The organism is Aminobacter sp. MSH1, from assembly GCF_003071665.1.
Classification (GTDB): domain Bacteria; phylum Pseudomonadota; class Alphaproteobacteria; order Rhizobiales; family Rhizobiaceae; genus Aminobacter; species Aminobacter niigataensis.
Genome location: NZ_CP026265.1, coordinates 4,744,476 through 4,769,853 on the forward strand (window position 1 = coordinate 4,744,476; position 25,378 = coordinate 4,769,853).

19 protein-coding genes are annotated in these 25,378 nt (G+C 63.2%); 14 read left to right on the forward strand and 5 right to left on the reverse strand.

The window, feature by feature from the left end:
- Position 1 precedes the first annotated feature (1 nt).
- The 4 genes from CO731_RS23390 to CO731_RS23405 form a co-directional block, all read right to left on the reverse strand.
- Positions 2 to 2,800: a DEAD/DEAH box helicase gene (locus CO731_RS23390; protein WP_108609040.1), complete on the reverse strand. Its 2,799-nt coding sequence runs from the start codon at positions 2,798 to 2,800 to the stop codon at positions 2 to 4.
- On the reverse strand, positions 2,797 to 8,019 hold the full coding sequence (locus CO731_RS23395; RefSeq protein ID WP_159091691.1) for a DEAD/DEAH box helicase: 5,223 nt from the start codon (positions 8,017 to 8,019) through the stop codon (positions 2,797 to 2,799). Before CO731_RS23395 ends, CO731_RS23390 begins: the two co-directional genes overlap by 4 nt.
- 171 nt (positions 8,020 to 8,190) lie before the next feature.
- Positions 8,191 to 9,057, reverse strand: a complete 867-nt coding sequence (locus tag CO731_RS23400) for a nucleotidyl transferase AbiEii/AbiGii toxin family protein (RefSeq protein WP_108609042.1) — start codon at positions 9,055 to 9,057, stop codon at positions 8,191 to 8,193.
- Positions 9,050 to 9,655 carry a type IV toxin-antitoxin system AbiEi family antitoxin domain-containing protein gene (locus tag CO731_RS23405; protein ID WP_245439498.1) on the reverse strand — a complete coding sequence of 202 codons (606 nt, stop codon included), beginning with the start codon at positions 9,653 to 9,655 and terminating at the stop codon, positions 9,050 to 9,052. The genes CO731_RS23400 and CO731_RS23405 overlap by 8 nt, the downstream gene beginning before the upstream one ends.
- A 198-nt stretch (positions 9,656 to 9,853) precedes the next feature.
- On the opposite strand from CO731_RS23405, the gene CO731_RS23410 reads away from it, so the two are divergent.
- The 6 genes from CO731_RS23410 to CO731_RS23435 all read left to right on the forward strand — a co-directional run bounded on the left by CO731_RS23410 (position 9,854) and on the right by CO731_RS23435 (position 20,673).
- A complete protein-coding gene (locus CO731_RS23410; RefSeq protein WP_108609044.1) occupies positions 9,854 to 10,189 on the forward strand; it encodes a helix-turn-helix domain-containing protein in 336 nt (111 codons plus the stop codon).
- A gap of 190 nt (positions 10,190 to 10,379) precedes the next feature.
- A complete protein-coding gene (locus CO731_RS23415) occupies positions 10,380 to 11,573 on the forward strand; it encodes a DUF932 domain-containing protein (protein ID WP_108679466.1) in 1,194 nt (397 codons plus the stop codon).
- A 175-nt stretch (positions 11,574 to 11,748) separates the two neighbouring features.
- On the forward strand, positions 11,749 to 13,878 hold the full coding sequence (locus CO731_RS23420; RefSeq protein ID WP_108609046.1) for a ParB/RepB/Spo0J family partition protein: 2,130 nt from the start codon (positions 11,749 to 11,751) through the stop codon (positions 13,876 to 13,878).
- Positions 13,879 to 14,022: 144 nt separating this feature from the next.
- Entirely contained in the window at positions 14,023 to 18,375 is a 4,353-nt protein-coding gene (locus CO731_RS23425; protein ID WP_108609047.1) for a strawberry notch family protein, read from the forward strand.
- Positions 18,375 to 19,421 (forward strand): toprim domain-containing protein, encoded by a 1,047-nt coding sequence (locus CO731_RS23430; RefSeq protein WP_108609048.1) that lies wholly within the window; start codon positions 18,375 to 18,377, stop codon positions 19,419 to 19,421. The genes CO731_RS23425 and CO731_RS23430 overlap by 1 nt, the downstream gene beginning before the upstream one ends.
- 316 nt (positions 19,422 to 19,737) lie before the next feature.
- Positions 19,738 to 20,673 (forward strand): DUF2493 domain-containing protein, encoded by a 936-nt coding sequence (locus tag CO731_RS23435; RefSeq protein WP_108609049.1) that lies wholly within the window; start codon positions 19,738 to 19,740, stop codon positions 20,671 to 20,673.
- A gap of 9 nt (positions 20,674 to 20,682) precedes the next feature.
- Here CO731_RS23435 and CO731_RS23440 read toward each other — a convergent pair whose 3' ends face one another.
- Complete coding sequence (locus tag CO731_RS23440; protein WP_108609050.1) at positions 20,683 to 21,243, reverse strand: flavin reductase family protein; 561 nt, start codon at positions 21,241 to 21,243, stop codon at positions 20,683 to 20,685.
- 334 nt (positions 21,244 to 21,577) lie between these two features.
- Here CO731_RS23440 and CO731_RS29115 point away from each other — a divergent pair, with 334 nt between their 5' ends.
- The 8 genes from CO731_RS29115 to CO731_RS23470 all read left to right on the forward strand — a co-directional run bounded on the left by CO731_RS29115 (position 21,578) and on the right by CO731_RS23470 (position 25,375).
- Positions 21,578 to 21,745 (forward strand): hypothetical protein, encoded by a 168-nt coding sequence (locus tag CO731_RS29115; protein WP_188345455.1) that lies wholly within the window; start codon positions 21,578 to 21,580, stop codon positions 21,743 to 21,745.
- Between the two features lie 144 nt (positions 21,746 to 21,889).
- On the forward strand, positions 21,890 to 22,330 hold the full coding sequence (locus tag CO731_RS23445; RefSeq protein WP_108610016.1) for a hypothetical protein: 441 nt from the start codon (positions 21,890 to 21,892) through the stop codon (positions 22,328 to 22,330).
- A 611-nt stretch (positions 22,331 to 22,941) separates the two neighbouring features.
- The gene (locus CO731_RS23450) at positions 22,942 to 23,268 is read left to right on the forward strand and encodes a DUF736 domain-containing protein (RefSeq protein WP_108609051.1); all 327 of its coding nucleotides are present in this window, start codon (positions 22,942 to 22,944) and stop codon (positions 23,266 to 23,268) included.
- A 188-nt stretch (positions 23,269 to 23,456) separates the two neighbouring features.
- Positions 23,457 to 23,702, forward strand: a complete 246-nt coding sequence (locus tag CO731_RS23455) for a hypothetical protein (RefSeq protein WP_108609052.1) — start codon at positions 23,457 to 23,459, stop codon at positions 23,700 to 23,702.
- A gap of 123 nt (positions 23,703 to 23,825) precedes the next feature.
- Complete coding sequence (locus CO731_RS23460) at positions 23,826 to 24,092, forward strand: DUF2285 domain-containing protein (protein WP_108609053.1); 267 nt, start codon at positions 23,826 to 23,828, stop codon at positions 24,090 to 24,092.
- Positions 24,093 to 24,209: 117 nt separating this feature from the next.
- Positions 24,210 to 24,503, forward strand: coding sequence for a DUF6499 domain-containing protein (locus CO731_RS29400; RefSeq protein WP_245439500.1), 294 nt, complete (start codon positions 24,210 to 24,212; stop codon positions 24,501 to 24,503).
- Between the two features lie 154 nt (positions 24,504 to 24,657).
- A complete protein-coding gene (locus tag CO731_RS29405) occupies positions 24,658 to 24,954 on the forward strand; it encodes a DUF2285 domain-containing protein (protein WP_245439943.1) in 297 nt (98 codons plus the stop codon).
- Between the two features lie 139 nt (positions 24,955 to 25,093).
- Entirely contained in the window at positions 25,094 to 25,375 is a 282-nt protein-coding gene (locus tag CO731_RS23470) for a helix-turn-helix domain-containing protein (RefSeq protein ID WP_108609055.1), read from the forward strand.
- Positions 25,376 to 25,378 lie beyond the last annotated feature (3 nt).

The following is a 25,378-nucleotide window of genomic DNA, read 5'->3' on the forward strand; positions in this document are numbered from 1 at the left end:
CTCAGATCCGGGGCATCAAAACATAGAGGCCGATGATGTCGACCGGCGTCACCGCCTCGACCCGGACACCCGCTCTTGAGCCCAACGCCTGCCGAACGCGACTATGGTCGGCCGCAAGCGCCATGGCGCGTTCTGATGCATACGCCTTGAGTGCAGGTTCGAGCGATGTCAGTTGGAGCTTGGCTCGCTGGAGCTGCGCGTCACGCACGCGATCTGGCACGTTCGCGCTTGCTGCCTCAAGAAGCGCGAATGCCTCCTCTCCAGCACTGACGCGGATGCCCGTCAGTGCATCGAACGCGACGGAAGCGGCTTCCTCAGCCATCGCGAATTGCGGCCCCAGTCGCCCGCGAGAATCGATGCGATGCCGAATGCGAAGGAGCAACAACGTGACAACGCTTTCGACGGCTTCAGATTCCCATGCCCCGCAACGGGGCAGAGTTGATGGGTCGTCCTGAGGGCCCCGGTTGTCCAGTGCCTTCTCAAGGAAGCTCTCCGCAAGCACACCAGGCAAAGGATGCGCGCGGTGAACAGACAGGAACCCCGATCGGGGACGAGCTTCAAAGGCAACCCTTAACGGCTTTGGTGAGGTCGACTCGTCGAGCAGCCCTTCCGTTTGGAACCGCTCTTTGAGTGCGTCGGGCGCCAAATACAAGGGCGCGGAGAACCCGCCGCTGGGCAGTGACACCAAGGGAGCGCCGAGACGCATCATTGCTCGCGACACAAAACGCTCCGCGTCCGCGAAGCCGCCCAGCGCACGTTGAGTTGCCTCCCATTCTGACGCGACCTCTTCCGGCTTAAGGCTGTTCTGCGCAAAAATGGTGCGGGATTTTCTCTCCCTCTCCGACGCATTCGACCAAGCAATATCGATATCTTGCGCCTCCTGAGTGTTGGTCATGTCAAAATCGAACGATAACTGGCTGCGTTCGCGCGCGCGCAACAGAACCGCAGACATCAGTGCCTTGGTGAGACTCCCGCCCTCATCCGGCATGGGAACCTGGACACCTGTCTGCTTCTCGATAGCGCGCGCCTTCCGGAGGATCACGTCGAGGACGGCTCCGTCGACAGGATTGTTTTCGCCATAGATCAAGATCGTCCTGACGGTCTCACGCTTCTGGCCAAACCGGTCAACGCGGCCCTCGCGTTGTTGGTGACGCGTGGGATTCCAGGAAAGATCGTAATGGACGACAGCGTCGAAATGCCCTTGAAGGTTGACGCCCTCTGAAAGGCAGTCGGTGGCGACAAGTAGGCGCTTCTCGAACTCACCAAGAGTTCCAACACGCTCTTCACGCTCTTCGGGCGGGAGGGAACCCGTCACGACCTCGACCGTATGATCCTTGAAGGCGGTTGCCAATGCAGTCCCGACCGCTTCTGCAGTGGCGATAAAGCGGCAAAACACGACCGGCGAAAATCCATCTTTCACGAGGCTCTGGATCGCTGTTTTTAAGATCAAGAACTTCGGGTCTCGCAGCGGATTCGCTGCCAGCGTGTCCGCCTGAGAAATAAGATGGAGAAGGCGATCGTCCTCGATGGCCGCACCGGGTTCTAAATCGTCCTCGGTCACGTCCTCCTCGTCAATCGCCCGCGCCGCGATCAAATCGGCTTCCGCCTCATCGGCATCAAGCACGGCACGCGTTCGAAGCGCTCGGGCCGCTGCTGATGGACTTGATCCCACGCACCGCATCAACGCAAGTGTTCCCCAGAATGCGAGCCGCTGCCGCAGTTCGCCTTCTTCGGCCGCTACAACTTCGGCGCAATAGTCGAGGATGGCGCCATAGAAGCGCTCGTAGTCGCCAGACAGGCGGTACTTGAGCTCCGTAACCTCGCGCTGCGGGAAAAGGCCTGGCTCGCGCCACGCGTCGATGTCACGCCGCCGCCGCTGGATGAAATAGCCCGCCAGCCGCTCACGGAGCGTTCGGGCCTCGTCACCCGTCACATCGCGCAATCGCGCGAAATCGGCGTCGAGCAGTCCGAGAAGGTTATGAAACGCGTCTTCGTCGCCAGAATGGGGTGTGGCGGTCAGCAGCAAGAGGTGCCGGGACTTGTCGGCGGCCAGCTTCTGGAGGAGCTCAAATCGCTGGTGGCGAGCTTTGGTCCCGGTCACCGCGGCATGCGCTTCATCGACGACAACCATTTCAGGACAGGCCCGCAGAAAGTCATTGAAGCGGCGCTGGCTCTTGATGAAATCCAAGCTGACCACCGTAAACGGGTAAGCCTCAAAAACGCTGATCGTGTTAGGCAAGTCACGTTCGAGACGAGCCGCCGACGACGCGGTCACTGCCGTCACCGTAATGGCGAACTTGGTCTCAAGCTCTGTAGCCCACTGATCGACAAGGTGTGGAGGGCAGAGAATTGAGAAACGGTCGATCTCGCCCCGATCAATATACTCGCGAAGGATAAGGCCGGCCTCGATGGTCTTGCCGACGCCAACATCATCGGCGATCAAGAGGCGTGCCGTTTCCTGTCGCAGCGCCATCATCAACGGCGCTAGCTGATAGGCTCGCGGTTCGAAGTTTATCCGCCCGGCGCCACGAAACGGGCCTGCCCCACGACGCAGCGAAAGTCTGAGAGCGTCCCGCATGAGCTGCGCCGCTTCGCGTCCGCCCACGTGCCCAATTTCCGGAGCGTCGAAAGATGCGTACCGGATCGGCTCCGCCTCGAGCTCCGGGATTACGGTTTCAGCCTCATGTTCCGATCCCGTCAAGGGGCGGATCCGCAACGAGTCACCGCTGCTCAGGACGATCCATTCTCTGCCCCGCGCATGGACCAGTTCCCCTGGCGCAAAATTCGTCGCGGTACTCATGACGGCTTGCCTCCGAGCGCAATGGCAAGCTTGGAAATCGATTCCTGGCGAGCGGCGATGTCGGCCGGCAAAAGGAAAAGTTCGATCCCTTTTTCGGCAAGATTGTCGCTTAGCGTGGCGGGAGCGCTCCCCTGCTCGGCAGCGGCAACCCTCGCCACACGCCAGATCATTGTGAGCCGGTAACCGCCAATCTCAATGGGTTCTGCGTCAGGCGGAGGGCAACCTTCCAGAGGCGTTTGCAACTGTGAGGTGGGGGCGGAATAGCGCATCTCAGCGAAAGAAAGCCGGATGAGCATCTGCAGCACGGGTTCACGCCGACGATCGATCAATTCATGATCGGGCTGATTGAAGTAGGACAACAAACAGCGATAGCAGCCCGCTACGCAGTGAGAGTCCTCAACATTCTCGAGTGCCTTCGGTCCATTGACCGCGGCGGCTGAGAGGCTCCCGGAAGCATAGTGCATTATCTCGAGCGCCTTCTTCGCGACGGCGCGAAAGGCACTGCCATCCTCAACCAACCTGGACAAGACCCCGGCGCCGCCCTCTGCAGCCTCGTAAAATAACAGCGCTCGGCGATCCTTTCTTGATGGGGTCGGCTCCCCCTGGATTTCGCCTTCTTCCAGCTGGTAGATGGCCTCGATACCACGGGCAAAGGCATGCTGAATCGTAGCAATTATTGCCTCCGCTTCGTCGCTAGCATCGGCTAACCAAGGAGCAGGAAACCGAATGAGCAACGCGTTCTTCCGGTCCTCAACAACCGGGGTGATGGGTTGCCGACTATTGATCGGCGATCCTTCTTCCGCGTCCTTCGCTCGGCTAGCGCTTGCCCAATAGCCGCTCTTCGGATCGATTAAAAACCCGATCTCATTGATGTCCTTGCGGCGGCGGAGTCCCCGATTGATACGACGGACCTGTGCTGCAGGTGCAAATTCCGCCGAGAACAAATGCCCCTCTGAATCTTCAAACACCCGGGATCTGACGTCGCTCGCGTCTCGAAAGGAGAAGGTAGTCTGAAGTTCATAGCCTTGGCGACGGCGTTCCTCGTCGTTGGCAGTTATCCGCTCTACCTGACGCGTACCGACATTCTCGATTCGATGAAGCTGCTTCGTTATGTTCGATTTATTTAGAGCGCTGTTACATACGTGGCAGCGTTCTGGCGGCTCCCCGTCATGGGCGGCACCGCAAGCCGCACAAATTGCCGTGCTGAATGTCGGGAGCAATCCATCTTGCCCGCCACCAACGTCCTTCAACAGGGCGCGATCGACCCGATAGGCACGCCCCTCGTGATAGACAAGGCTGCCTGGCCCGAATTCGGCGATCGCCAGAAAACGTGCACGCTGAATATACCGCTGACCTTTTCCGCCCTGATCACCTGGCACGAATGCCATAATGGGAAGTCGCGGGAAATTATAGCCAGGTAAGAAGCCTTCCGTTGCCAGATATCGGTAGACGTAGAAATCAGAGCCTTGGCCCTCCGCCCCTCGTAGCAAAAGCTTGATCTGGGTGTTTCCAGCCGCTTGCCGTGTCTCCGCGGCACGGCGTTCCTGCGGTGAGATCGAATAGTCCTTTAAAGTACGTGCCGCGTCCTCTACCTGCCGTTCGGCCGCAGCCAACAAATCCCTCCACCGGTTAAAGGTATCCGCAAGGCGTTGAGGCGCGGCAGCAACGACGCTATTTGTATTGGCATCAACACCAACAAACCAATCCGGCGGCGTGGCGCCATAGTCATCAGCGACAGCCGACAGAACAGCCGCCACGCGCTTTGCACCGGCACTCTTTGCCTCATCAGCAGACACTCGGTTCCACTGATGCGGCAAGAGAGGCTTGCCGGAGACCGTCATGTCGAGGTTATCGGCGATCGAAGCCGACAATGCCGCTCCGCTGGCAGCCAGCCACTCCGCGTGAAGATGGCTTTCGACAAGTTCAGGATTTTTCAGATCGATGGACGGCGGGAGCACCACGCCATCGACCATCGCGCTTGGCCGCTGGAAGAAGTATTGGTCATGCGGACTTTGTGCCGCGCAATACGTGACGATCAAGGCTGCCTGGCCGCTGCGACCCGCGCGCCCTCCGCGCTGAGCGTAGTTTGCTGGCGTTGGGGGTACATTCCGCATGTAAACGACGTTCATCGCGGAGATATCGACGCCGAGCTCCATGGTTGGCGAGCAAAACAAGGTTGGCAGGAAACGGCTATCTTCTCGAAGCTCCTTCAGTCGTTCGGCTTGGTCGATCAGAAGTTTCTGGTCATCTGCGCCATAACGAAAGCGAGCCTCGCGGATCTCTCGTAGATCGCCCTCAACCTGAGCCGTATGCTCTCGGCCTTCGAAGCCAAAGATTGCCTCGCCGCCGTCGGCCAGAAGCGTTGCGATATGTCCGTACAGACCGCGGAAAAATGGATTGTCTCGATCCGGAGTTTGATTTGCAGATAGCGCAAAGGCGATCGATGACGGCACAAGACGCCAACCATCTCCGCCAACAGGAGAGACGACCTGTGTCGCCAGCCCGTAACGACTTGCCGCCTTCAACAATCCTTCCACGATTTCCGTGATCTGCTTGCCGGTTGGCCGTCTGCCACCGAAGGTCATCGACCGAAATTGCCGGCCGACCGTACTGGTCGGGCTGCCTCGAAGAATCAACTCTTCGTCCTTTGGGGACATCTCACGTCGGGTGGGCGGCTTCGGCATGAACACCGGGGCGGCCAGGAAGCGCTCCTCGTCCAATATCCATGGGGCTTTGATCACGCTCCGCATTCGACCGGCGAGGCTTTCGATCTTCAGTCGATCCAGCGCATCACATTCGACCGCCAAGCCCTTGCGCATCACGTCCAGCAGCACCCGAAGCGCCGCCTGACGTTCGAGAGCTGAAGCCGCTCGCAACAGCGGGTAGTTTTCAAATTCCTTGTCGTCATGCGCGAGGTCATCGAGGGAAATGTAGCGTGCCTCGATCAATCCAAGCTGCTCGAGGTTGGGATTCGTGTAACGCCACCCCCGCCGTTGATCGATCCAGAATCGATGCGTCAGCGATTCACGGATCACCTTTTCGGCGGCCAGCAGATTGGCCCCCTTAAGATCCGGCTCCACCAACCACTCGGTTCGCCGAGATACATTGGATGCCACGAAGCCCAACATGCGCTGGATCGCCTTCCCGACCTCGTCCTCTTGCAACCCTTCGTCACCGGCTTCCGAAACTGCGGCCAGGACTGCGCCCCGAAGCAGCGTGACGAATAGAAAGTCGTTGAAATGCCCGGCCTGAAGGGCGGCATCCTGTCGGTTGTCAGTGAAGGCCAAGAGCTTGCGCGTCGTCGCCGCGATGGAGTTTTCCGTATCGCTCATCCAGCGGAGGATGGCCGCGATGATTATGGTTGTCGCCGAACTGCGCCCCTCGGCGCTCAAGGCGGCGAGCCGGTTGATGTCGCGGGTTGAATCGCTGTGGTGCTCACCGCATGCCGGACAAAATTTGAACTTACCCGGCATGAACCAGGCTCGTTGGCCACCATTGCCGCAGGTACCGTCCGGAAGCACCGATACAAGCTCAGCCCTCGTCTTGCGGTATGTCGCTTTTAACCGCAATTCCCCCGATTTTGTTTCTTCAAGCCAAGCCTCGGGATAGTCCTCGTCCCGACCCTGGAACGTGAACTCACCATCGACGGGCTCGGGCATGAGGAAGCCCCAGCGCTCAACGATGCCCTCAGGCTCTTCGTCGTCGTTGAGAGGGACATCATCGATCTCACGCTTCTCAAATGACTTTACGCCATTGTCGTCGACCAGCGTGACGGGGTGGTTTTCCTGCCCGCACCGTCGGCAGAAATGAGCGCTATATAGCCTTTTTGCCGGATTTTCCGGATCGAAGATTTGTCCATCAAATGTGACCGTGCGCGAACCCGAGGGATCGAGGGTCGTGTACAGACGACCTGCGCCTGAAATAAATTGATGTAGCTTAAACGCGAAAAGAGGCTCGTCACCGCCGTCGCTACAGCCTCGGAGTTTCTCCGGTAAGCTAAACGCCAGTAGCGCGTTTTTTAATGCCAGCTCGCACGTCTCGACCGCTTCGCCGGATTCACCAGATAGTAGGACCGCCGCAGCCTTTAGCGACAGCGAGCGCGCCCGCCGCGGCTTCTGGTCTACATCTCGAAGGCCGAGCCTGGTCTCTACCCAGATAGCAAGATCATCACGAGCGATCTCACCATTTGATTTACCGTCATAAGGCGCACCTGAAGCCGCGCTGACTACAGCGTCACTCAGTCGAGATAGCCCTCTGTCAGCGGATCGATCTGGATCCGTCGCGCGGCGCAAGGTTTCTGTAACGATCGCGTCTCGGCCGATGTTTGTCCCAAATAAGCGGGACGCGACATCAGCAACAACCTGGTTGCGATCTTCTTCGCCGCCTTCGCTGGCCATTGTTGCCGATGTGCCAATGCAAATCGGCGGATGTTGGGGATCGCCCACACGCGCCCGCAGGCGGCGCATCAGCATCGCAACATCTGCCCCTTGGCGCCCTCGGTACGTATGTAGTTCATCAAGAACAATGAACCGAAGGCCGCTACAATTTTCCACGACACGTCGGTCAAGATCTGACTGCCGCGTCATCAGAAGCTCAAGCATCATAAAATTGGTGAGCAGAATATCCGGCGGATTGTTCTTTATCCGCTCGCGTTCCTCGGAATTCTCCTGGCCGGTGTATCGAGCGAAGGTCACGGGCACTGGATGGTTCTGATCTGCGAGAAATTTCTTCAGTTCCTCAAGCTGACTATTGGCCAAGGCGTTCATCGGATAGATGACTACCGCTCGGGTCCGAGCAGCCTCGCCAGCCCGCTTCGCCTTAACAACCGCATCAACAATCGGAATGAAGAAGCAAAGAGACTTACCCGAACCGGTGCCGGTCGTGACGACGAAGCTCTTTCCGTCCAGAGCAAGGCCGATTGCCTGCTCCTGGTGGCGGCGCAACTTCAGAGTCTGGTCGGAGGCGTCGGCAGCGGCGCGTGAGTCCCGGAATATCTCAGCGCAATCATCGATCAGCCCTTTTGGGCCAACAAGGCTTAGGACCGAGCCGCCACCTTCATAGTGAGGATTCAGCTGAAGCATAGGTTCAGGCCAGAAACGGCGCCCGGCGTAGAGATCGGTCACCTTCTCCAAAATTTCCGACGAACGTATCCGCGTAAAGGAACGGGCAAATCCAGTATATTGCGCCAATAGGCTCTTGTTCAGAGAAAATACGTCCACGGGCTTATTGCCTCCCCCAAGTCTTAAGCCTGTATTCACAGAGCATTTTCTTTTTCTTTAAACCGCGGCGCGCTTGGCAGCTAGCTCCGCTCGTCATTTGATGGCTAAAATATCTTGCCGGAGCAACTGGCTCGTCTGCCCTCCACAACTCAACGGTGGAAATGACACCGCTCATTGGTCCGACCTCGCTGAGGCGGCATGGGGCATCAGGAATTCGGCTATGTCACCTACGACGTTAGCGAGATCGCCCGGATCGTGCGCAACGTCTTTGACGAAGGCGCGCCATTGCCGCTGCTTCTGCTCGTCCGCAGCGAAAGCCGATGTCAACGCATCAGGCAGGCCTTCAGGAATCGGCGTCTCGCGTCGCGCGAAGGTCGCCGCGATCGCGCGTGCCAGCCTATCGTTGCCAAAGGTGAAGGAGCGGCTGAGAATCCAGATGTCGTAGAAGTCCTTCATCCGGCTATTCGCCCGCCCCAGCGCCACCATCGCCTGGAATTTCTCGGCAATGACGGTTTCCCGCGCGTAGCCACGCAGCCGGGGCATGGGAAAGTCCAGCATGGAAGGATAGTCCAGCTCTTCGGCGCCAGGCTCCACCGCATCGCCAAAGCCGATGTCGATCGTCAGACTGATCCGGGCGCCGCCGATCGATGCTGTTGTCCGCAGTCGCAGGCCGCCATACTCCAGTTCCTCGCGGATTCGATCTACACGGAGCGCATCGACGTCGAACTCCACGCCGTCGGCAGCACCCTGCGCGAGGATCTCCCGAAAAGTCGCCAGCATCGGCTCCGCGCTCGGATCGCCGAAGCCCAGCAGATCAAGGTCACGCGTGCCGCGGTGCGGGTCATCGAACCAACTCATCATCAGCATCGCGCCCTTCAGCACGAAGCGGTCGGCGTGGGGTGACTGGCTGAGCCGGAAGAGCAGCCGCTCCAGCGCGAAGCGGGTCAGGACAAGATCGAAGGTCTGGCCGCTCGCCTTGGAGACCTGCAGCAGGCGGGCGCGAACCGAGGCGCCGATATTCTTGATCTCCTTAGCCATTAGCGGTCAGCGCCTCGAGATAGGGCCGAATGACCGTGGCGACCGTTCCTCGCTCAGCCTGCCTGGCAATCTCGCCCGGCGTCGTCTTGCGCTGGCGCAGCGCTTCCTGAAGGCCTTCGATCGCCACGGACAGGCCAATCTTGTTCCGATATCGGAAGCAATCGGCGAGCGTCTTTGCGACGCCGAAGACCTTCACGGCCACCCCCTCGACAGCGTGCGTTTCAACACCCTCCGTCAGTAGACGATCTGTAAAACGTACCAGCCGAATAGGCGTGCCTTCGGGTTTCGGGGACCAGTCCTTCTGACCCACGGCGAGCCAAACCTGCCTCGGGAGCTGATCCGTCAGACCATGAAAAGCCAGGGCCGAAACGAGGCAAACCACGCCTTTGGGGACCCGTTTGGCGGCCTCTGCGAGACTGTGGTGGACGTCGAGGGGCGCATCGGAAAGTTGATAAAGTCCTCGCGCGAGCCGAAGCACCTCGCCGTCGCGTTCCATGCGGCTCATAGTGGCGGCCGTTACGCCCGCCTCGCGCAGCTCCGCCAGGCGCGAAATTCCGCGCGCGGTCAGTACGGTATGGGCAATCTGGCGTTGGGACATGGATGTTGGCACGATACGGAAACTCGGAACATAGGAGCTATTATCCGAGGATTTGTATCATTCTTCGTATGGCGAGGAAAGGTGCCAGATCAAAGAGGCTGTCGCAGTTCGAGCCAAACCGTTGGAGGCAGGAAGCGATGACACCTCACGTCATCTTCGTGCTACATTAAAGAGGATAACGTCGCACGAAGATATCGGATGCCTACACCACACTACCCATCTGTCGGGGTCAGACGCGCTTTGCGCAAGCTGGGGGCCGACCTACGGGATGCCCGCCGGCGACGTCGCTTGCCGATGGCGGTCGTCGCGGAGCGCGCATTCACATCCCGATCCACACTCCAACGCGTCGAAGCTGGCGATACCGGCGTGAGTATCGGCATCTATGCCGCAGTCATGCATGCTCTTGGCTTTCTTGCTCATCTGCAGGAAATCGCTGACATCAGCCGTGATCCTGTGGGGCAAGTTTTGGCCAGCGGAGATCTGCCGAAACGCGTTCGCCTCAAACGGACACCGAGACCAAAGAGCGACGACTGATCTTCGAATAACCTGCAACATCCGCACCGGGAGGGGAACGCCTTCCCCTGCGTCCGAGCCCTGCGGTCTCGGACGACCCCTTCTGCGGGGTCTCCCCGCAACGCCCCCTTGAGAGTGAGAGTGCGGACCGATTTTCGTGACGGGTGAATAGGTGGGAGAGGCTCCCGCGCCCGTCGTGGAGATTGGTCCCATGAACATGCAAGTTCTCGATGCGCGCCGCGACACGACCGGCGGTTACAAGGTGGATGTCAGCCGCGGCGAGCGGGTCGGCCGCGTCTCGTCTGAATGGTTCTCGCGCCCGGCCGACGAGCGATATCTGTCGCTGTCCGAGTTGGCACATTCCGTTCGCGACCGCGCCGACCACAGCCAGACGCGCGTCGTGGAGAGCGCGCTCATCCATGTCGAGGCGAACCGCAGCGACCCGGAACGGCTGGCGTTGATCCTGCCGGGCACGGATTCGCCCATCGCTCCGACCCATTGGAGCTTCGGTCAGCTCGCCAGCCTGGTCGGCGCGCCGGCAGCCTATCTGCGTCAGCTTCCCGCGCCGCTCGCCGCGATCAACCTGCAATATGGCCTGACGTCCAATCGGGCGGAGCAGATCAAGACGCTGGAAACCGATAACGGCCGTGTCGAACTGCGCGCCGTCACCGGCCCGGATTACGGCCGCATCTACGATCATGAGCTGGTTGAGGCCGTGCAGCGCATTGCCGGCAACGGTACTGGCGACACACGATGGAAAGTGCCCGGCGTGCTCGACTGGTCGACCGGCATCTACAATCCGCGCGTCGACATCACCAAGGACACCACGACGCTCTTTGCTTCAGACCGCGACGTCTTCCTCTTCCTCGTCGATGACCTGAACCCGATCGAGGCCGGCCGTCTGCCGGACGGCTCGCCGGATCTCTACTTCCGGGGCTTCTACTGCTGGAACTCCGAGGTCGGCGCCAAGACGCTCGGCATGGCGAGCTTCTACCTCCGCGCCGTCTGCCAGAATCGAAATCTCTGGGGCGTGGAGGATTTCGAGGAGATCACCATCCGCCATTCCAAATATGCCGCCAACCGCTTCGCTCATGAGGCGGCGCCAGCGCTGGCGAACTTCGCCAATTCCTCGCCGCTGCCTTTCGTCAACGGCATCAAGGCGGCGCGCGAACGGATCGTGGCGAAGACCGACGAGGATCGCACCGAGTTCCTGCGCCGTCGCGGCTTCTCGAAAGCCGACACCGGCAAGATCATCGACACGGTGCTGTCCGAGGAAGGTCGCCCGCCCGAGAGCATCTTCGATTTCGTGCAGGGCATCACCGCCGTCGCGCGCGACAAGCCCCATCAGGACGCCCGCCTCGACATGGAGGGCAAGGCGAAGAAGCTGCTCGATCGAGCCGCCTGATTTCCGCGAAGCCGGGGATGCGGTTTTCCGTATCTCCGGCTTTGCGCTTCCGTGCCTTTCTGGTTCGCCGGTCCGTTGCGCTGCCCCCTTTAGAGGAAGAGGGCGGCGCTTCGCTTCGTGACGGGTTGGAGGTTGAGAGAGAGTCTCTCGGCCGCCCGTCGTGGAGTATCCCGACATGGCAACCGCCGTTCAGAAGATCGCGTCCCTTGGCGAGCGTCGCGACATCCCCTTCAACAAGCTCATCCTGAGCCAGGCCAACGTCCGCAAGACCAAGGCCGGCGTCTCGATCCCGGAACTGGCCGAGGATATCGGCCACCGCGGTCTTCTTCAGAACCTCAACGTCCGCCCTGTGCTCGACAGCGACGGCGTGGAAACCGGGATCTTCGAGGTCCCGGCCGGCGGTCGCCGGTTCCGGGCGCTCGAATTGCTGGTCAAGGCCAAGCGTCTCGCCAAGACCGCACCAGTGCCCTGCAACGTCCGCGACGCGGCCTCTGCGATCCCGGCCGAGGAAGACAGCCTCGCCGAGAACGTCCACCGCGAAGCACTACATCCGCTCGATCAGTTCAAGGCCTTCCAGGCGCTGATCGGGCGCGGCATCGGCGAGGAGGATATCGCCGCCCGCTTCTACGTCACCCCGGCCGTGGTCCGTCAGCGCCTGCGGCTCGCCTCGGTCGCCCCGGCGCTGCTCGAGGTCTATGCCGAGGACGGCATCGCGCTTGACCAGCTCATGGCCTTCACGGTGTCGCACGACCATGCGCGGCAGATGGAGGTGTGGGAGACCATCCAGCGATCCTACAGCCGCCAGCCCTATGAGATCCGCCGCATGCTGACCGAGGGTGCCGTGCGCGCCTCCGATCGCCGTGCGCAGTTCGTCGGGGTCGAAGCCTATGAGGCGGCCGGCGGCGCAACGCTGCGCGACCTGTTCCAGGTCGACGATGGCGGGTGGCTGCAGGATCCGGCGCTGCTCGACAGCCTCGCCACCGCGAAGCTCGGCGCAGCGGCCGAGGAGATCGCGGCCGAGGGCTGGCGCTGGATCGAAGCCGCGCTGGACTTTCCCTACGGCCACACCACTGGCCTGCGCCGGATCGCGGGCGAACGCCCCGAACTCTCCGCCGGCGAGCAGGCCGCATACGAGGCCCTCACCGAAGAGCTGGATCAGCTCTACGCCGAGCATGACGATGGCGAGGACCTGCCGGAGGCGGTCGATCTGCGGCTCGAGGAAATCGAGACCGCGATCGCCGCCTTCCAGAACCGGTCGACCGTCTACGATCCGGCCGAGATCGCGCGCGCCGGCGCCTTTGTCAGCATCGACAGTTCGGGCCGACTGACCATCGAGCGCGGCTATGTCCGCCCCGAGGACGAGGCGCCCATCGAGCGTGAAACCGGCGGCGAGGGCGAAACCGAAGGCGACGCGCCGGACGCGCGGCCGATGCGGGCGGTCATCACCATCGGCGGCAAGCCCGAACCGGAGGATGAGGAGGACGATGTCATCAAGCCGCTGCCCGAACGCTTGGTCAGCGAACTGACGGCCCACCGCACCCTCGCTCTGCGGGATGCGCTCGCCGGCAACCCGCACGTCGCGATCACGGCGCTGCTGCACAAGCTGGTGCTCGACACTTTCCACCGGACCTCGTCTTCTGGCGGGTGCCTGGAGGTGTCGGTCCGCCACGTCTTCTTCTCCGCCCAGGCCGCCGACCTGAAGGACAGCACGTCCGCCAAGTCGGTGGCGGAACGGCAGGAAGGCTGGGAGGCCGACATCCCGCAGGACGAGGATGTCCTGTGGGACTGGCTGGTCGATCTCGACGACGCTAGTCGGACCGCCCTGCTGGCGCATTGCGTCTCCTACGGCGTCAATGCGCTCTCCGAGAAGGTCGATCGTTATGGCGGCTCCGGCATCTCTCAGCACGGACTCGAACGTCGCCTGGAGCAAGCCGACCGGATCGCGCGCGCCGTCGGTCTCGACATGGCGGACGCGGGATGGCGCCCGACCGTCGACAACTATCTCAGCCGGGTGACCAAGCCCCGCATCCTCGAAGCGGTACGGGAAGCCAAGGGCGAAGCGTCGGCGCAGCTCATCGACCACCTGAAGAAGGGTGACATGGCCAAGGAAGCCGAGCGTCTGCTGGCCGACACCGACTGGCTTCCCGAGCCGCTTCGACTTGCTGACCTCGCAGGCGATCCTGCACCGGACGCCGTCGCTGGGATGGACGACGGCGCCGAGCTGCCGGACTTTCTCAGCGCCGACGAGGAAGCGCCCCCTGCAGACGGCGAGGACGACGAACGTCACCTCATCGCCGCCGAATGATGGGCTTGCGGGGCGGTTTCGGCCGCCCCGCACCTTCCTTCATGCCCGCGCCAGAGTGAGAGGACGGCCGGGACGGGTTCGAGCCGGTCCGGTCGAGAGAGAGCGCCGCCGGTTCGTCCCGATCCGCTCTCCGAGGTCCTTCCGATGACGACGATCCCTGTATCCGCGGCAGCTCCGCTCGCCGCGCCGCTTCCCCTCGGCCATCTCCCCGATCCTTCTGCCGCGATTTTCCAAGCCGCGCAGCTACTGCTTCCTCATCTCGAATTCGGCCAGCGCATCGATGCGCCGATCCTGCGCACCGCCATGGAGGCGGCGTTTGGCGCCTCCGACACGACGGGCGCCTGGGACTGGAAGTCCGCCTACGAGGCTTGCGAAGTCGCGACGGTCCTGTTCCTCCGCAAATACGGAAACGCGCTTTTACGCAAAGCCGGGTCTCCGGCTGCTGCCCTGCCGATGCTGGTGAAGATCGCCAGCCTTCTTCCCACCCACACGCGGCGATCGGAGGAAAGCCAGTCCTTCCAGCAGTTCTCGACGCCACTCCCGCTCGGCGTCGCCGCGCTAACCGCTGCGGCTATCACACCAGCCGATCGCGTGCTGGAGCCGTCCGCCGGCACGGGCCTTCTCGCTGTCCTGGCGGAGATCGCCGGGGGCGCGCTCGTCCTGAACGAGCTGGCCGACACCCGGGCCGATCTTCTGTCCCACCTCTTTCCGGCCATTCCCGTCACCCGCTTCGACGCAGCCCAGATCGACGATCATCTCGACGCGGGCATCGTGCCCAGCGTCATCCTGATGAACCCGCCGTTCTCGGTGATGGCGAACGTGACGGGCCGGATGGCCGACGCCGCCTATCGCCATGTCGCCTCGGCGCTTGCTCGCCTGGCCGACGGCGGCCGCTTGGTGACGATCACCGGGGCGAGCCTCGCGCCCGACGCGCCGGCATGGCGAGCAGCATTCTCCCGCCTGCAGGAACAGGGTCGGATCGTCTTCACCGCCGCGATCGACGGGGCCGTCTATGCCAAGCACGGCACGACCATCGACACCCGCCTGACCGTCATCGACAAGGCCCCGGCCGATGATGCAGCAGTGTTTCCGGCTCCGCCTGGCGTCGCGCCCGACGTTGCGACGCTCATCGGCTGGATCGGCGAACACGTCCCCGCGCGGCTGCCTATCGATCCGGCCGTGGCCGTCGCCACGGCTTCGTCTGCGCAGGCTCCGCGGACCGTTCGCGGCTACGTCACCCGCGCCGCCGCCTCATCGCCGGCCCGCGTCGTCGCCGAGCCCGAGGGTGTCGAACTCGCCTATGACACCGTGGACTGGACGCCCGCCGAAGATGGTCGGATCACCGACGCGATCTATGAAGAATACGGATTGCAGGCGATCCGTATTCCCGGCGCTCAGGCTCATCCGACCAAGCTCGTCCAATCGGTGGCGATGGCCTCGGTCGCGCCGCCGAAGCCGAGCTATCGACCCCGACTGCCCGCCAACATCGTCACTGACGGTCTTCTCTCCGACGCGCAGCTCGAAACCGTCATCTACGCCGGCGAGGCGCATTCCGACTTCCTCGCAGGCTCGTGGACGCTCGACGAGACTTTCGACATGGTCTCGGCGGCGCCCGACGATGCGCCCAACGCCGTGCGCTTCCGGCGAGGTTTCATGCTCGGTGACGGGACCGGCGCCGGCAAGGGCCGCCAGTCGGCCGGCATCATCCTCGACAATTGGATGCAGGGCCGTCGCAAGGCTGTGTGGATCTCCAAATCCGACAAGTTACTGGAGGACGCGCAGCGCGACTGGTCGGCCCTCGGCATGGAGCGTTTGCTGGTCACGCCACTGTCGCGCTTCCCGCAGGGCAAGGACATCCGCCTGTCGGAGGGTGTCCTATTCTCCACCTACGCCACGCTACGGTCCGACGATCGCGGCGAGCGGCTTTCCCGCGTCAAGCAGATCGTCGAATGGTTGGGCTCCGATTTCGATGGAGTGATCATCTTCGACGAGAGCCACGCCATGCAGAACGCCGCAGGCGGCAGGGGCGAACGCGGCGATGTCGCTGCTTCGCAGCAGGGCCGTGCGGGCCTGCGCCTCCAGCACGCCCTGCCGAACGCGCGCATCGTCTATGTCTCGGCGACCGGCGCGACCACGGTCCACAATCTCGCCTATGCCCAGCGCCTCGGCCTCTGGGGCGGCGAGGATTTCCCGTTCTCGACCCGCGCCGAATTCGTCGAGGCGATAGAAGACGGCGGCGTCGCGGCGATGGAAGTGCTGGCCCGCGACCTGCGCTCGCTCGGGCTTTACACGGCACGGTCGCTCTCCTACGACGGCGTCGAATACGAGCTGGTCGAACACCAGCTTACGCCCGAGCAGACACGCCTCTATGACGCCTATGCCGGGGCGTTCGCCGTCATCCATAACAATCTCGACGCGGCGATGCAGGCCGCCAACATCACCGGCGACAGCGGAACGCTGAACCGGCAGGCCAAGTCGGCCGCCCGCTCGGCGTTCGAATCCGCCAAGCAGCGCTTCTTCGGCCACCTCCTGACCTCGATGAAGACGCCGACTTTGATCCGCTCGATCGAGCAGGACCTGGCCGAAGGCCATGCCGCCGTGATCCAGATCGTATCGACCGGCGAGGCCCTGATGGAGCGCCGCCTTGCGGAGATCCCGACCGAGGAATGGAACGACGTCCGGGTGGACATCACCCCTCGCGAATACGTTCTGGATTATCTCGCCCATTCCTTCCCGGTGCAGCTCTACGAGCCCTTCACCGACACCGAGGGCAATCTGTCGTCGCGGCCCGTGTTTCGCGACGGTCAACCCGTCGAGAGCCGCGACGCCGTCGCCCGCCGCGACCGTTTGATCGAGACGCTGGCCTCGCTGCCGCCGGTCCCCGGCGCGCTCGACCAGATCGTCCAGCGCTTCGGCACCGATATCGTGGCGGAGGTGACCGGACGCTCGCGCCGCATCGTCCGCAAGATCAGCCCCGGCGGTATCGATCGCCTCGCCGTCGAGAACCGTGCCGGGTCGGCCAACCTCGCCGAGACGCAAGGCTTCATGGACGATCAGAAGCGTATCCTGATCTTCTCCGCCGCCGGCGGCACCGGGCGCAGCTATCACGCCGATCTGTCGGCGCGAAACCAGCGGCTGCGCGTCCACTATCTCCTGGAGCCGGGCTGGAAGGCCGACGCCGCCATTCAGGGCCTGGGCCGCACCAACCGGACCAACCAGGCGCAGCCGCCGCTGTTCCGGCCGATCTCGACGGACGTAAAGGCGGAAAAGCGCTTCCTGTCGACCATCGCCCGCCGGCTCGACACCCTGGGTGCGATCACGCGCGGCCAGCGCCAGACGGGCGGCCAAGGGCTGTTCCGGCCCGAGGACAATCTCGAAAGCCACTATGCCCGCGACGCGCTGCGGCAGCTCTATTTGCTGCTGGTGCGGGGCAAGGTGGACGGCTGCTCGCTCCAGATGTTCGAGGACGCCACCGGCCTGTCGCTCACCGATTCCACCGGCATCAAGGACGAGCTGCCGCCAATCACCACCTTCCTCAACCGGCTGCTGGCGCTGACCATCGAACTGCAGGGCGTCCTATTCACGGCGTTCGAGCGGTTGCTGAACGCCAAGATCGAAGGCGCCATCGCGTCGGGCAGCTATGACGTCGGGCTGGAGACCCTGCAGGCCGAGAGCTTCATCGTCACCGATCGCCGGACCATCCATGTCCATCCCAGCACCGGGGCGGAAGCCAGGCTGCTGACCATCACCCAACGCCAGCGCAACCGGCCGGTGACGCTGGCCGAGGCGCTCGACCATCTCGACGACTCACGCGCGAGGCTGTTGGTCAACGAGCGCTCGGGTCGCACCGCCGTGCGGATCCCGACCACCAGCATCATGCTGGACGATGGCGAGATCGAACGCCGTGTCCGGCTGATCCGGCCGATGGAGGCGCACAACGTCCCCATCAAGATGATGGACGAGACCCATTGGGTCGAGGCCGATCGGGCGAGCTTCATCGCGGCGTGGGATGCTGAGTTGGCCGAGGTGCCGGAATATGCCGACAGCACCATCCACATCGTCAGCGGGCTGTTGCTGCCGATTTGGAAGCGACTGCCGAACGAGTCAACGCGGGTGTATCGGCTCCAGACCGACGACGGCGAGCGCATCGTCGGCCGCCGGGTCTCCCCCGCCTGGGTCGCCGGCGCGCTCGCCACCGGCACATCGACCCTGACGCCCGACGACGCCTTCGCGGCGCTGATGGATGGCAAGACCATCCTCGACCTTTCCGATGGGCTTCAGCTCCGCCGCGTCCGGGTCATGGGCGCCAACCGCATCGAGCTGTCCGGCTTCACCGACGCCATGCGCGATCGTCTGCGTGCCTATGGCCTGTTTCACGAGATCATCTCCTGGAAGCTTCGGATGTTCGTGCCGACCGATGCGACCGGCACCGCGATCCTGGCCAAGGTGCTGGAGCGCTATCCGGTCGAGCGCATTGGCGAGCGGGAGGCAGCGTGATGGCACGGCACGATGCCTCCGAGTTGGCGATCCGTCTTGGCCGACAGGCCGAGGTGGTGTGCCGCCATTACCTGACCTCCGGCCATCGCGAGGGCCGCTACTGGCTGGTCGGCGATGTGCGCAATACGCCGGGCCGCTCGATGTTCGTGCGGCTGAAGGGCGGCGAAACCGGCAAGGGCGCCGCCGGCAAATGGACCGACGCCGCCACCGGCGAGCATGGCGATCTCCTCGATGTCATCCGCGAAACCTGCGGCCTGGTCGACTTCAAGGACGTCGCCGATGAGGCGCGCACCTTCCTGTCGATGCCACATCCCGAACCGGACCGTCCGCATGGTGGCGAGCGCAAGTCACCGGCGCCATCAGGGTCACCGGAAGCGGCACGGCGGCTCTTTGCTATGGCGCAGCCGATTTCGGGCACACTCGTAAAGACGTATCTCCGCACACGCGGCATTACGGAGTTGCACGGAACCGGAAGCCTTCGCTTCCATCCCCGCTGCTATTACCGGCCCGACGAATATTCCCCGACCGAGACCTGGCCGGCGATGATTGCATCGGTCACCGATCTCGACGGGCGTCAGACCGGCGTGCATCGCACCTGGCTCACTCCCGACGGCTCGGACAAGGCTCCGATCGACACGCCGAGACGGGCGATGGGCGACCTCCTCGGGCATGCCGTTCGCTTCGGCGTGGCGGGCGAGGTGATGGCGGCGGGCGAAGGTATCGAGACGATGTTGTCGCTCAGGATGGCGTTGCCCAACATGCCGATGGCGGCGGCGCTCTCGGCGGCACATCTCTCGGCCATCCTGTTCCCCGACACGCTGCGCCGGCTCTACATCGCCCGCGACAACGATCCGGCCGGCGTCGGTGCGATGGCGACGTTGATCGAACGCGCGAACGCGGCCGGGATCGAGGCGGTCGTGGTGTCGCCAAGCCTGGGTGACTTCAACGAGGATCTCCGCTTTGCTGGTCTGGACAACCTCCGGGCAGCGATCCGGGTGCAGATCGCGCCACAGGACGTCGCACGCTTCATGCAGCTTGCGGCATAGGCTGACAGGAGAATGCAGGCGGCGGGAGCGCCGTCGCCGGCATCGCTCGGATGATCTTGATGTCGGAGAGAACCGCGCCCTCGGCCTTCGAGAGGGCGATCGGCCAGCAAACGGCCCGGACCCGCAATGCCTACGGCGGACTATTTTCCGGCGCGGCCGCAGGCCGCTTTCCATCGCGAGGCAAAATAGCCCGCCTTCGTCATCCTCCGCTGTGCTCCGGCCCTCCGCTTCGCTGCGGATGCAGGTCTGGCCCGCCCGCCGGCTTTCGTCGCCATGAAGGCCGCGAGGGTCGCGGTCGAACCGACGGAGCATCCCAATGAGCGAGCACGACGACTACGAACCGCAGCACGCCTCTTCACCCACCGACCATGTCCTCAGCGAACTCCAGCTTTACGGCTACCGTCCCTTCACGGATGAACCCGATCCACGACCGCTTCCGGAGGGCGACCATGTCGCCGGCGCCATCGCCGACATCTTCGACGCCCTGATCGCCACCCTGGAGGACACTCGCCTCGAGCCCGACCTTGACGATCTCCTCTGGTCGACAGTCAACGTCTTCCACCGGGCTACCGACCGGATCGAGCGCGAGCTGGACGACAACGAGCAGGCGCAGCGCCGCGGCCAGCGCGAACAGGATGGCAGCGAAGTGAAGGCCGTCGAGCTGGAACGCCTGACGGCCGAGGGCCAGACCATGATCGAACGCCGCAACGCCTTCGAGCTGATGCGCGACCAGGCCGCCGAACATTATGAGCGCCACACCGGCTCGAACTGGCGACCGCGCAGCGGGTCGATGGTCAACCATCGCAACCTGACCTCCGCGATGATCGACAGCAGGGACTTCCTCGCCGCGAAGAAGCGCGCGGACAATCAGGTGCTGCTCCCCGCCGGTCCGAAGATCGCCTTCACCGGCGGGCTCGACTTCAACGATCACCACCTGATCTGGGCCAAGCTCGATCAGGTCCACGCCAAACATCCCGACATGGTGCTGCTGCATGGCAAGTCGCCGAAGGGCGCCGAGAAGATCGCGGCCAAATGGGCCGACGCCCGCAAGGTGCCGCAGGTCGGCTTCGCCCCCGACTGGACGAAACACGCCAAGGCCGCACCGTTCAAGCGCAACGATCAGATGCTGGACGTCCTGCCGATCGGGGTCATCGTCTTCCCCGGCACCGGCATCCAGGACAACCTCGCCGACAAGGCGAAGAAGCTCGGCATCCCGCTGTTTGACTTCCGCCCGAAGGGAGGCGGCGCGTAAGCGCCCCTCTCACAACATCGCGGGCCGGAACAGCGATCTGCGGCTGATGACCTTGCCGGACACCACGAACACGCCATCGCCGGTGTAGTGCAGCGTCTCGGGATGTTTTGGCGATGCGGCGACATGCGCGTTCACCACTTCGAAGATGAAGAAATTGTACTTCTCGACCAACGCATCGTCGTAAAGGCGGCATTCGAAGTTGGCATGGCATTCGCCGATCAGCGGCGCATCGACCTCGCTCGCAACTTCCGCCGAGAAATTGAACTTGGCATTCTTGTCGATCTCGGCCCCTGAGATGTTGCCGATCCCGACCACGGTATCGGTCAGCGCCGTCGTCGGCAGGTTGATCACGCATTCCCGGCTTTCGCGGATCATGCGGTGGCTGTGATTACCGCCGGAGATCATCAGGCCGACAAGCGACGGCGAAAACTCCAGGATCGTGTGCCAGCCAAGCGTCATGATGTTGGTCGCGCCCTTCCACTTTGACGACACCAGCACGATCGGGCCCGGCTCCAGATAGCGCCGGACCTGGCTGACGGGGAAATCGGACTTCTTGGGAAGCTTCGGCACGGGCGTTCTCTTCGGCTGTTGCGCTTTGCATGACCATACCGGCCCGTGTCGGCAGCATCACGACTGGGAGTACGGCGGCGATGCTAGGGCGTGAAAGCATTGAACGGGAAATTCCATTGTGGCCCCGGTCATGGCGGAAAACCATCTCCCGCTTCCATTGCGCTGATCCTTGGTCCAGCCGCTGGCCTGACGCCTTCAACCCGTAAAGGGTCGGCTATGCGAGCATGCCGCCGCTCCAGCTTCGCCTTCGCGGTGATTGCGGCCATCGGCCGGACACATCGGGCGCCTGTCGCGCGGGAGATGGTCTCCCGCCTCCAAGACAGGAGCCGGTCACATGTCCCTCAAGCAAGCTCACGCCTTCGCCTTCAGCCTCGCCACCACCCTCATGGTCTCGATCGTCATCTTCCAGGCCGGCGATGGCACCATCGGCGTCATGCCCGCCGGCGAATATGACGGCGAAGCCGCCGCCATCGTTCACGAGGTCGATCCCTTCGCCCGCTGATCGCGGGCAAGGCGTCACGGCAGCAAGCGGAGATCCGACTGGATTTCCGCTCCCGCCCCGCCTTCTCTTCGGCTATAATGTTGTCGCGCCGTGGTGGTGGTGGAGGCGCAACCGTCAGACCTTTTTCTCACGGAGACCACCATCATGATCTTCATCGGCATCCTCTCCAGCATCGCGGCGATCGGCGCTCTGTGCTGGCTGCTGTTCACACTGGCCGTCTTCGCGCTGCCGTTCTTTGCAGGCGTCAGCGCCGGGACATGGGCCTATCAGACCGGCGCCGGATGGCTCGGCGCGATCATCGTCGGCCTTGTCGCCGCCGCACTGACGCTCGGCCTCGGGCAGTTCCTGCTCGCCTTCATCCGTCCGCTCTGGATGCGCCTCGCGATCGCACTCGCCTTCGTCGCGCCGGCGGCGCTCGCCGGCTACCACGCAACGCATGGCATCGTGAAACACACCATGCCCTCCGACACCTGGCAGATCATCTTCTCCGTCATCGGCGCAATCGCCGTTGGCGCCACGGCGCTGATCCGGGTGACAGCGATGGCCGCGCCCGGGCCAACCGGGCAGAACGTCGCGCGCGCCTGACATCGTTGCAGGCGGCGGCAGGACGGCGGGTTGATGTCTTACGTGTCGCGCTCCTCGTCGGCCGGGTTGTTTGCAATCGCGTTGATCGATCGACGGCTAACCCAACCGACACGCCATTACCTCGGTGACGGTGCTGGGCGCAGCGCCGTGACCGCACGCCCGACGGTGCGATGGCCGACATGGTGCGATCTCGTGGGCGGGGGCAGCAGTCCACAGGACTTCGAGTCTGGCGAAGCCGGGCGACGTCGCGATGTCTCATGTGGCCACGGTCATATCGGTCCAGGATGGTCGCCACGTTCTCCTGAGATGCGTCTCTGTCAGGTCGACCGCTCCAAAACGGCCTCTTCAATGGGCTGATCTGGCCGAAGGTCGGCTGCGCCTCGATCGCCTATGCCGCAACAGCGCCGTCGAAACTTTCTTCCCCTGCCGGAACCCACCCCACGCGGCAAGCCACGCGGGGACCCCGGATTGCCGTCATTCCTCGCGAGCCAAGAAAGCCCCTCCTTTGCTGTCAGGCCCCTGCGGGGTGCGCCGTCAATCGCCTCCGGCCTGTCGATCGCCATCGAGGCCGCAATGGTGCGGGCTCGGATCAGAGTTCAAGGAGAACTACCATGGCGACCATCGGCACCTTCAAGAAGACCGGCAACAACGAGTTCACCGGCGAAATCGTCACCCTCAGCCTGCAGACCAAGAACGTCCGCATCGTCCCCGAGGCCCGCGCCACCGGCGAGAACGCCCCCAGCCACCGCGTCTTCGTCGGTCGCGCCGAGATCGGCGCCGCCTGGTCCAAGACCTCCAACGAGGGGCGCGCCTATCTGGGCCTGAAGCTCGACGATCCCAGCTTCAACGCTCCGATCTACGCCAACCTCTTCGACGACGAGGAAGGCGAAGGCTTCAGCCTCATCTGGTCCCGCCCGAACCGCCGCAACGGCGACTGAGGTCGGCGCGACGCCCCGCCCGGAAAATCCGGGCGGGGCCAAACGCTTGCGCGCACCGAATCAGTTTCCGGCAAAAGGGGCGCGATCGGATTTCAGAAGGCAGTATCAGGTAGCGTCAGCCGACTAGAACGACTATTATAGTCGTAGTTATAGCGTGTGCGTTCGTGTCGGTGGGAGGTGATCAATGCATGATCACCGCCCAACAATCGCGGGCTGCACGCGCGTTGCTCGGATGGAACCAGGAGACGCTCGCTGACAAGGCCCAGGTATCGCTGACCGCGTTGAAACGCCTCGAATCCTTAAGCGGTCTCGAGGTGTATGAGACCACGCGCGATCAGGTCCGGCGGGCTCTTGAAAGCCACGGCATCCTCCTCCTGACCACCGACCAGGGCGAAGGAGTGATGGTGGTCCGTGGAAAAACCAACAAGCGATAGAGCCCCTTTGACCATTGGTTCGCCCTGGCGTTGTCACTGGCGGCGCGGCTTGCGCTGCGGTGCAACCGGCGAACGGTTAACAAACCCCTCCGGAATGGATAAGAATGATTCTAAGGGACGGTCGTGACCAAGACAGACTTTTTAGATGAGCCGCCAGAGAGCGCAGAGCTCACGACCTATGATCGTGAGCACATGAAGCTCTATCTGCGCCTGCTCGACGCTGCGACGGACGGCGCGGACTGGCGTGAAGCCGTCCATATTCTCTTCGGTCTCGATCCCGAATGCGACCCTGACCGAGCCCGGCGCGTCCACGACACCCATCTCGCCCGCGCCCGCTGGATGACAACCCACGGCTACCGCGAACTCGTACGTGAAGGCCATCGCCACTGAGGCGGTGATGCCGTGACGGCAACACCCGTTGCCGGTCCAGGGACTTCCTTTCAGTCACTCAACTCGGAATCGTATCCAGCTCAAAGCGCACGAATAATGCGAGCGAGGAGGATTTCGATGTCGCCCGACACATCCCGGTGGCGATCGTCATCAGGTTACGATTACGTCGACCAGCTCAATGCCCCCGATATCGGTTGGGAATGGTTGCGACGGAACGAGGATTATCAGCGCGATTACGCCGAACTTCTCGAGTCATCGTCGCCGATCGAACGCGTCGGTACACGGTGGGGGCTGCGATTTCCCTGTTGCCCCAGCTCTCAAGTCCACCGAGGCGCAGGTGTTCTGGCTTCCGGAGGAAGACACCGGATCGGTTATACTGACGCCGGCGCCAGCATCCATCGCTGCGGATAGCACGCCCCTCCTACAGATATCGCCCGAACACGGCCCTCATGTCCTGCATGAATTGGGAAACGGCCAGCGCCTGCACCTGGCGCTTCTCCACGACGGATCGACCGAGCAGCCGCTCGTAGCGGTGATCCCGCTCAGCATGGAGGGGTTCGATCGCATGGAAGCCGTTGCTCGGCTGCTTGCCTCCCTTCACGGCCGCGCCATTCCGCCCGACACACGCCTCACGCGCCAGCAACTGGCCCGCGCGCGGCGCATGCTGCAAGCAATTGACGGGTATCGCGCCGGAGCGACACAGCAGGAAATCGCCGAGGTCATTCTGCGCATCGGCAAACTCACCCGTGACGAATGGCAGGCCGCCTCCGCCCGCCATGTCGTGGCAGACCTTCTCGCGGATGCCCGCGCCATGATCGCGGGCGGCTATCGCAAACTGCTTCGTCATCGACGTCGATCCTAGCCGGATCGCATGCGGCTGACGGTGTGGGAATTTAGTACCCCCAAAAAACCGCTGCAACTCGCCGGTTTCCCTTCGCCATCGTGGCCTTCGTCAGCCGCTGAACGCCAGCGACACCCACGGACACCACGGAGGCCCGATCATGACACCCAATCTCAGCGCACTGCCGCCGCGTTTTCTACGCACCAAGGAAGCCGCGCACTTCGTGGGCCTGTCGGCCCGCACGCTGGAGAAGCACCGCACCTACGGGACCGGCCCCTCCTATCGCAAGCTCGGCGGCCGTGTCGTCTACGCGGTCGATGATCTGCAGGCCTGGACCGAACGCGGCGCGGTCACCTCGACCTCCGATCCGCGCGGCGCTGTGCTGCCTGCAAAACGCCAAGAGACCGCGCCGTCCGCGCACGCCGGCCGCTTCGCGCGCTGACCG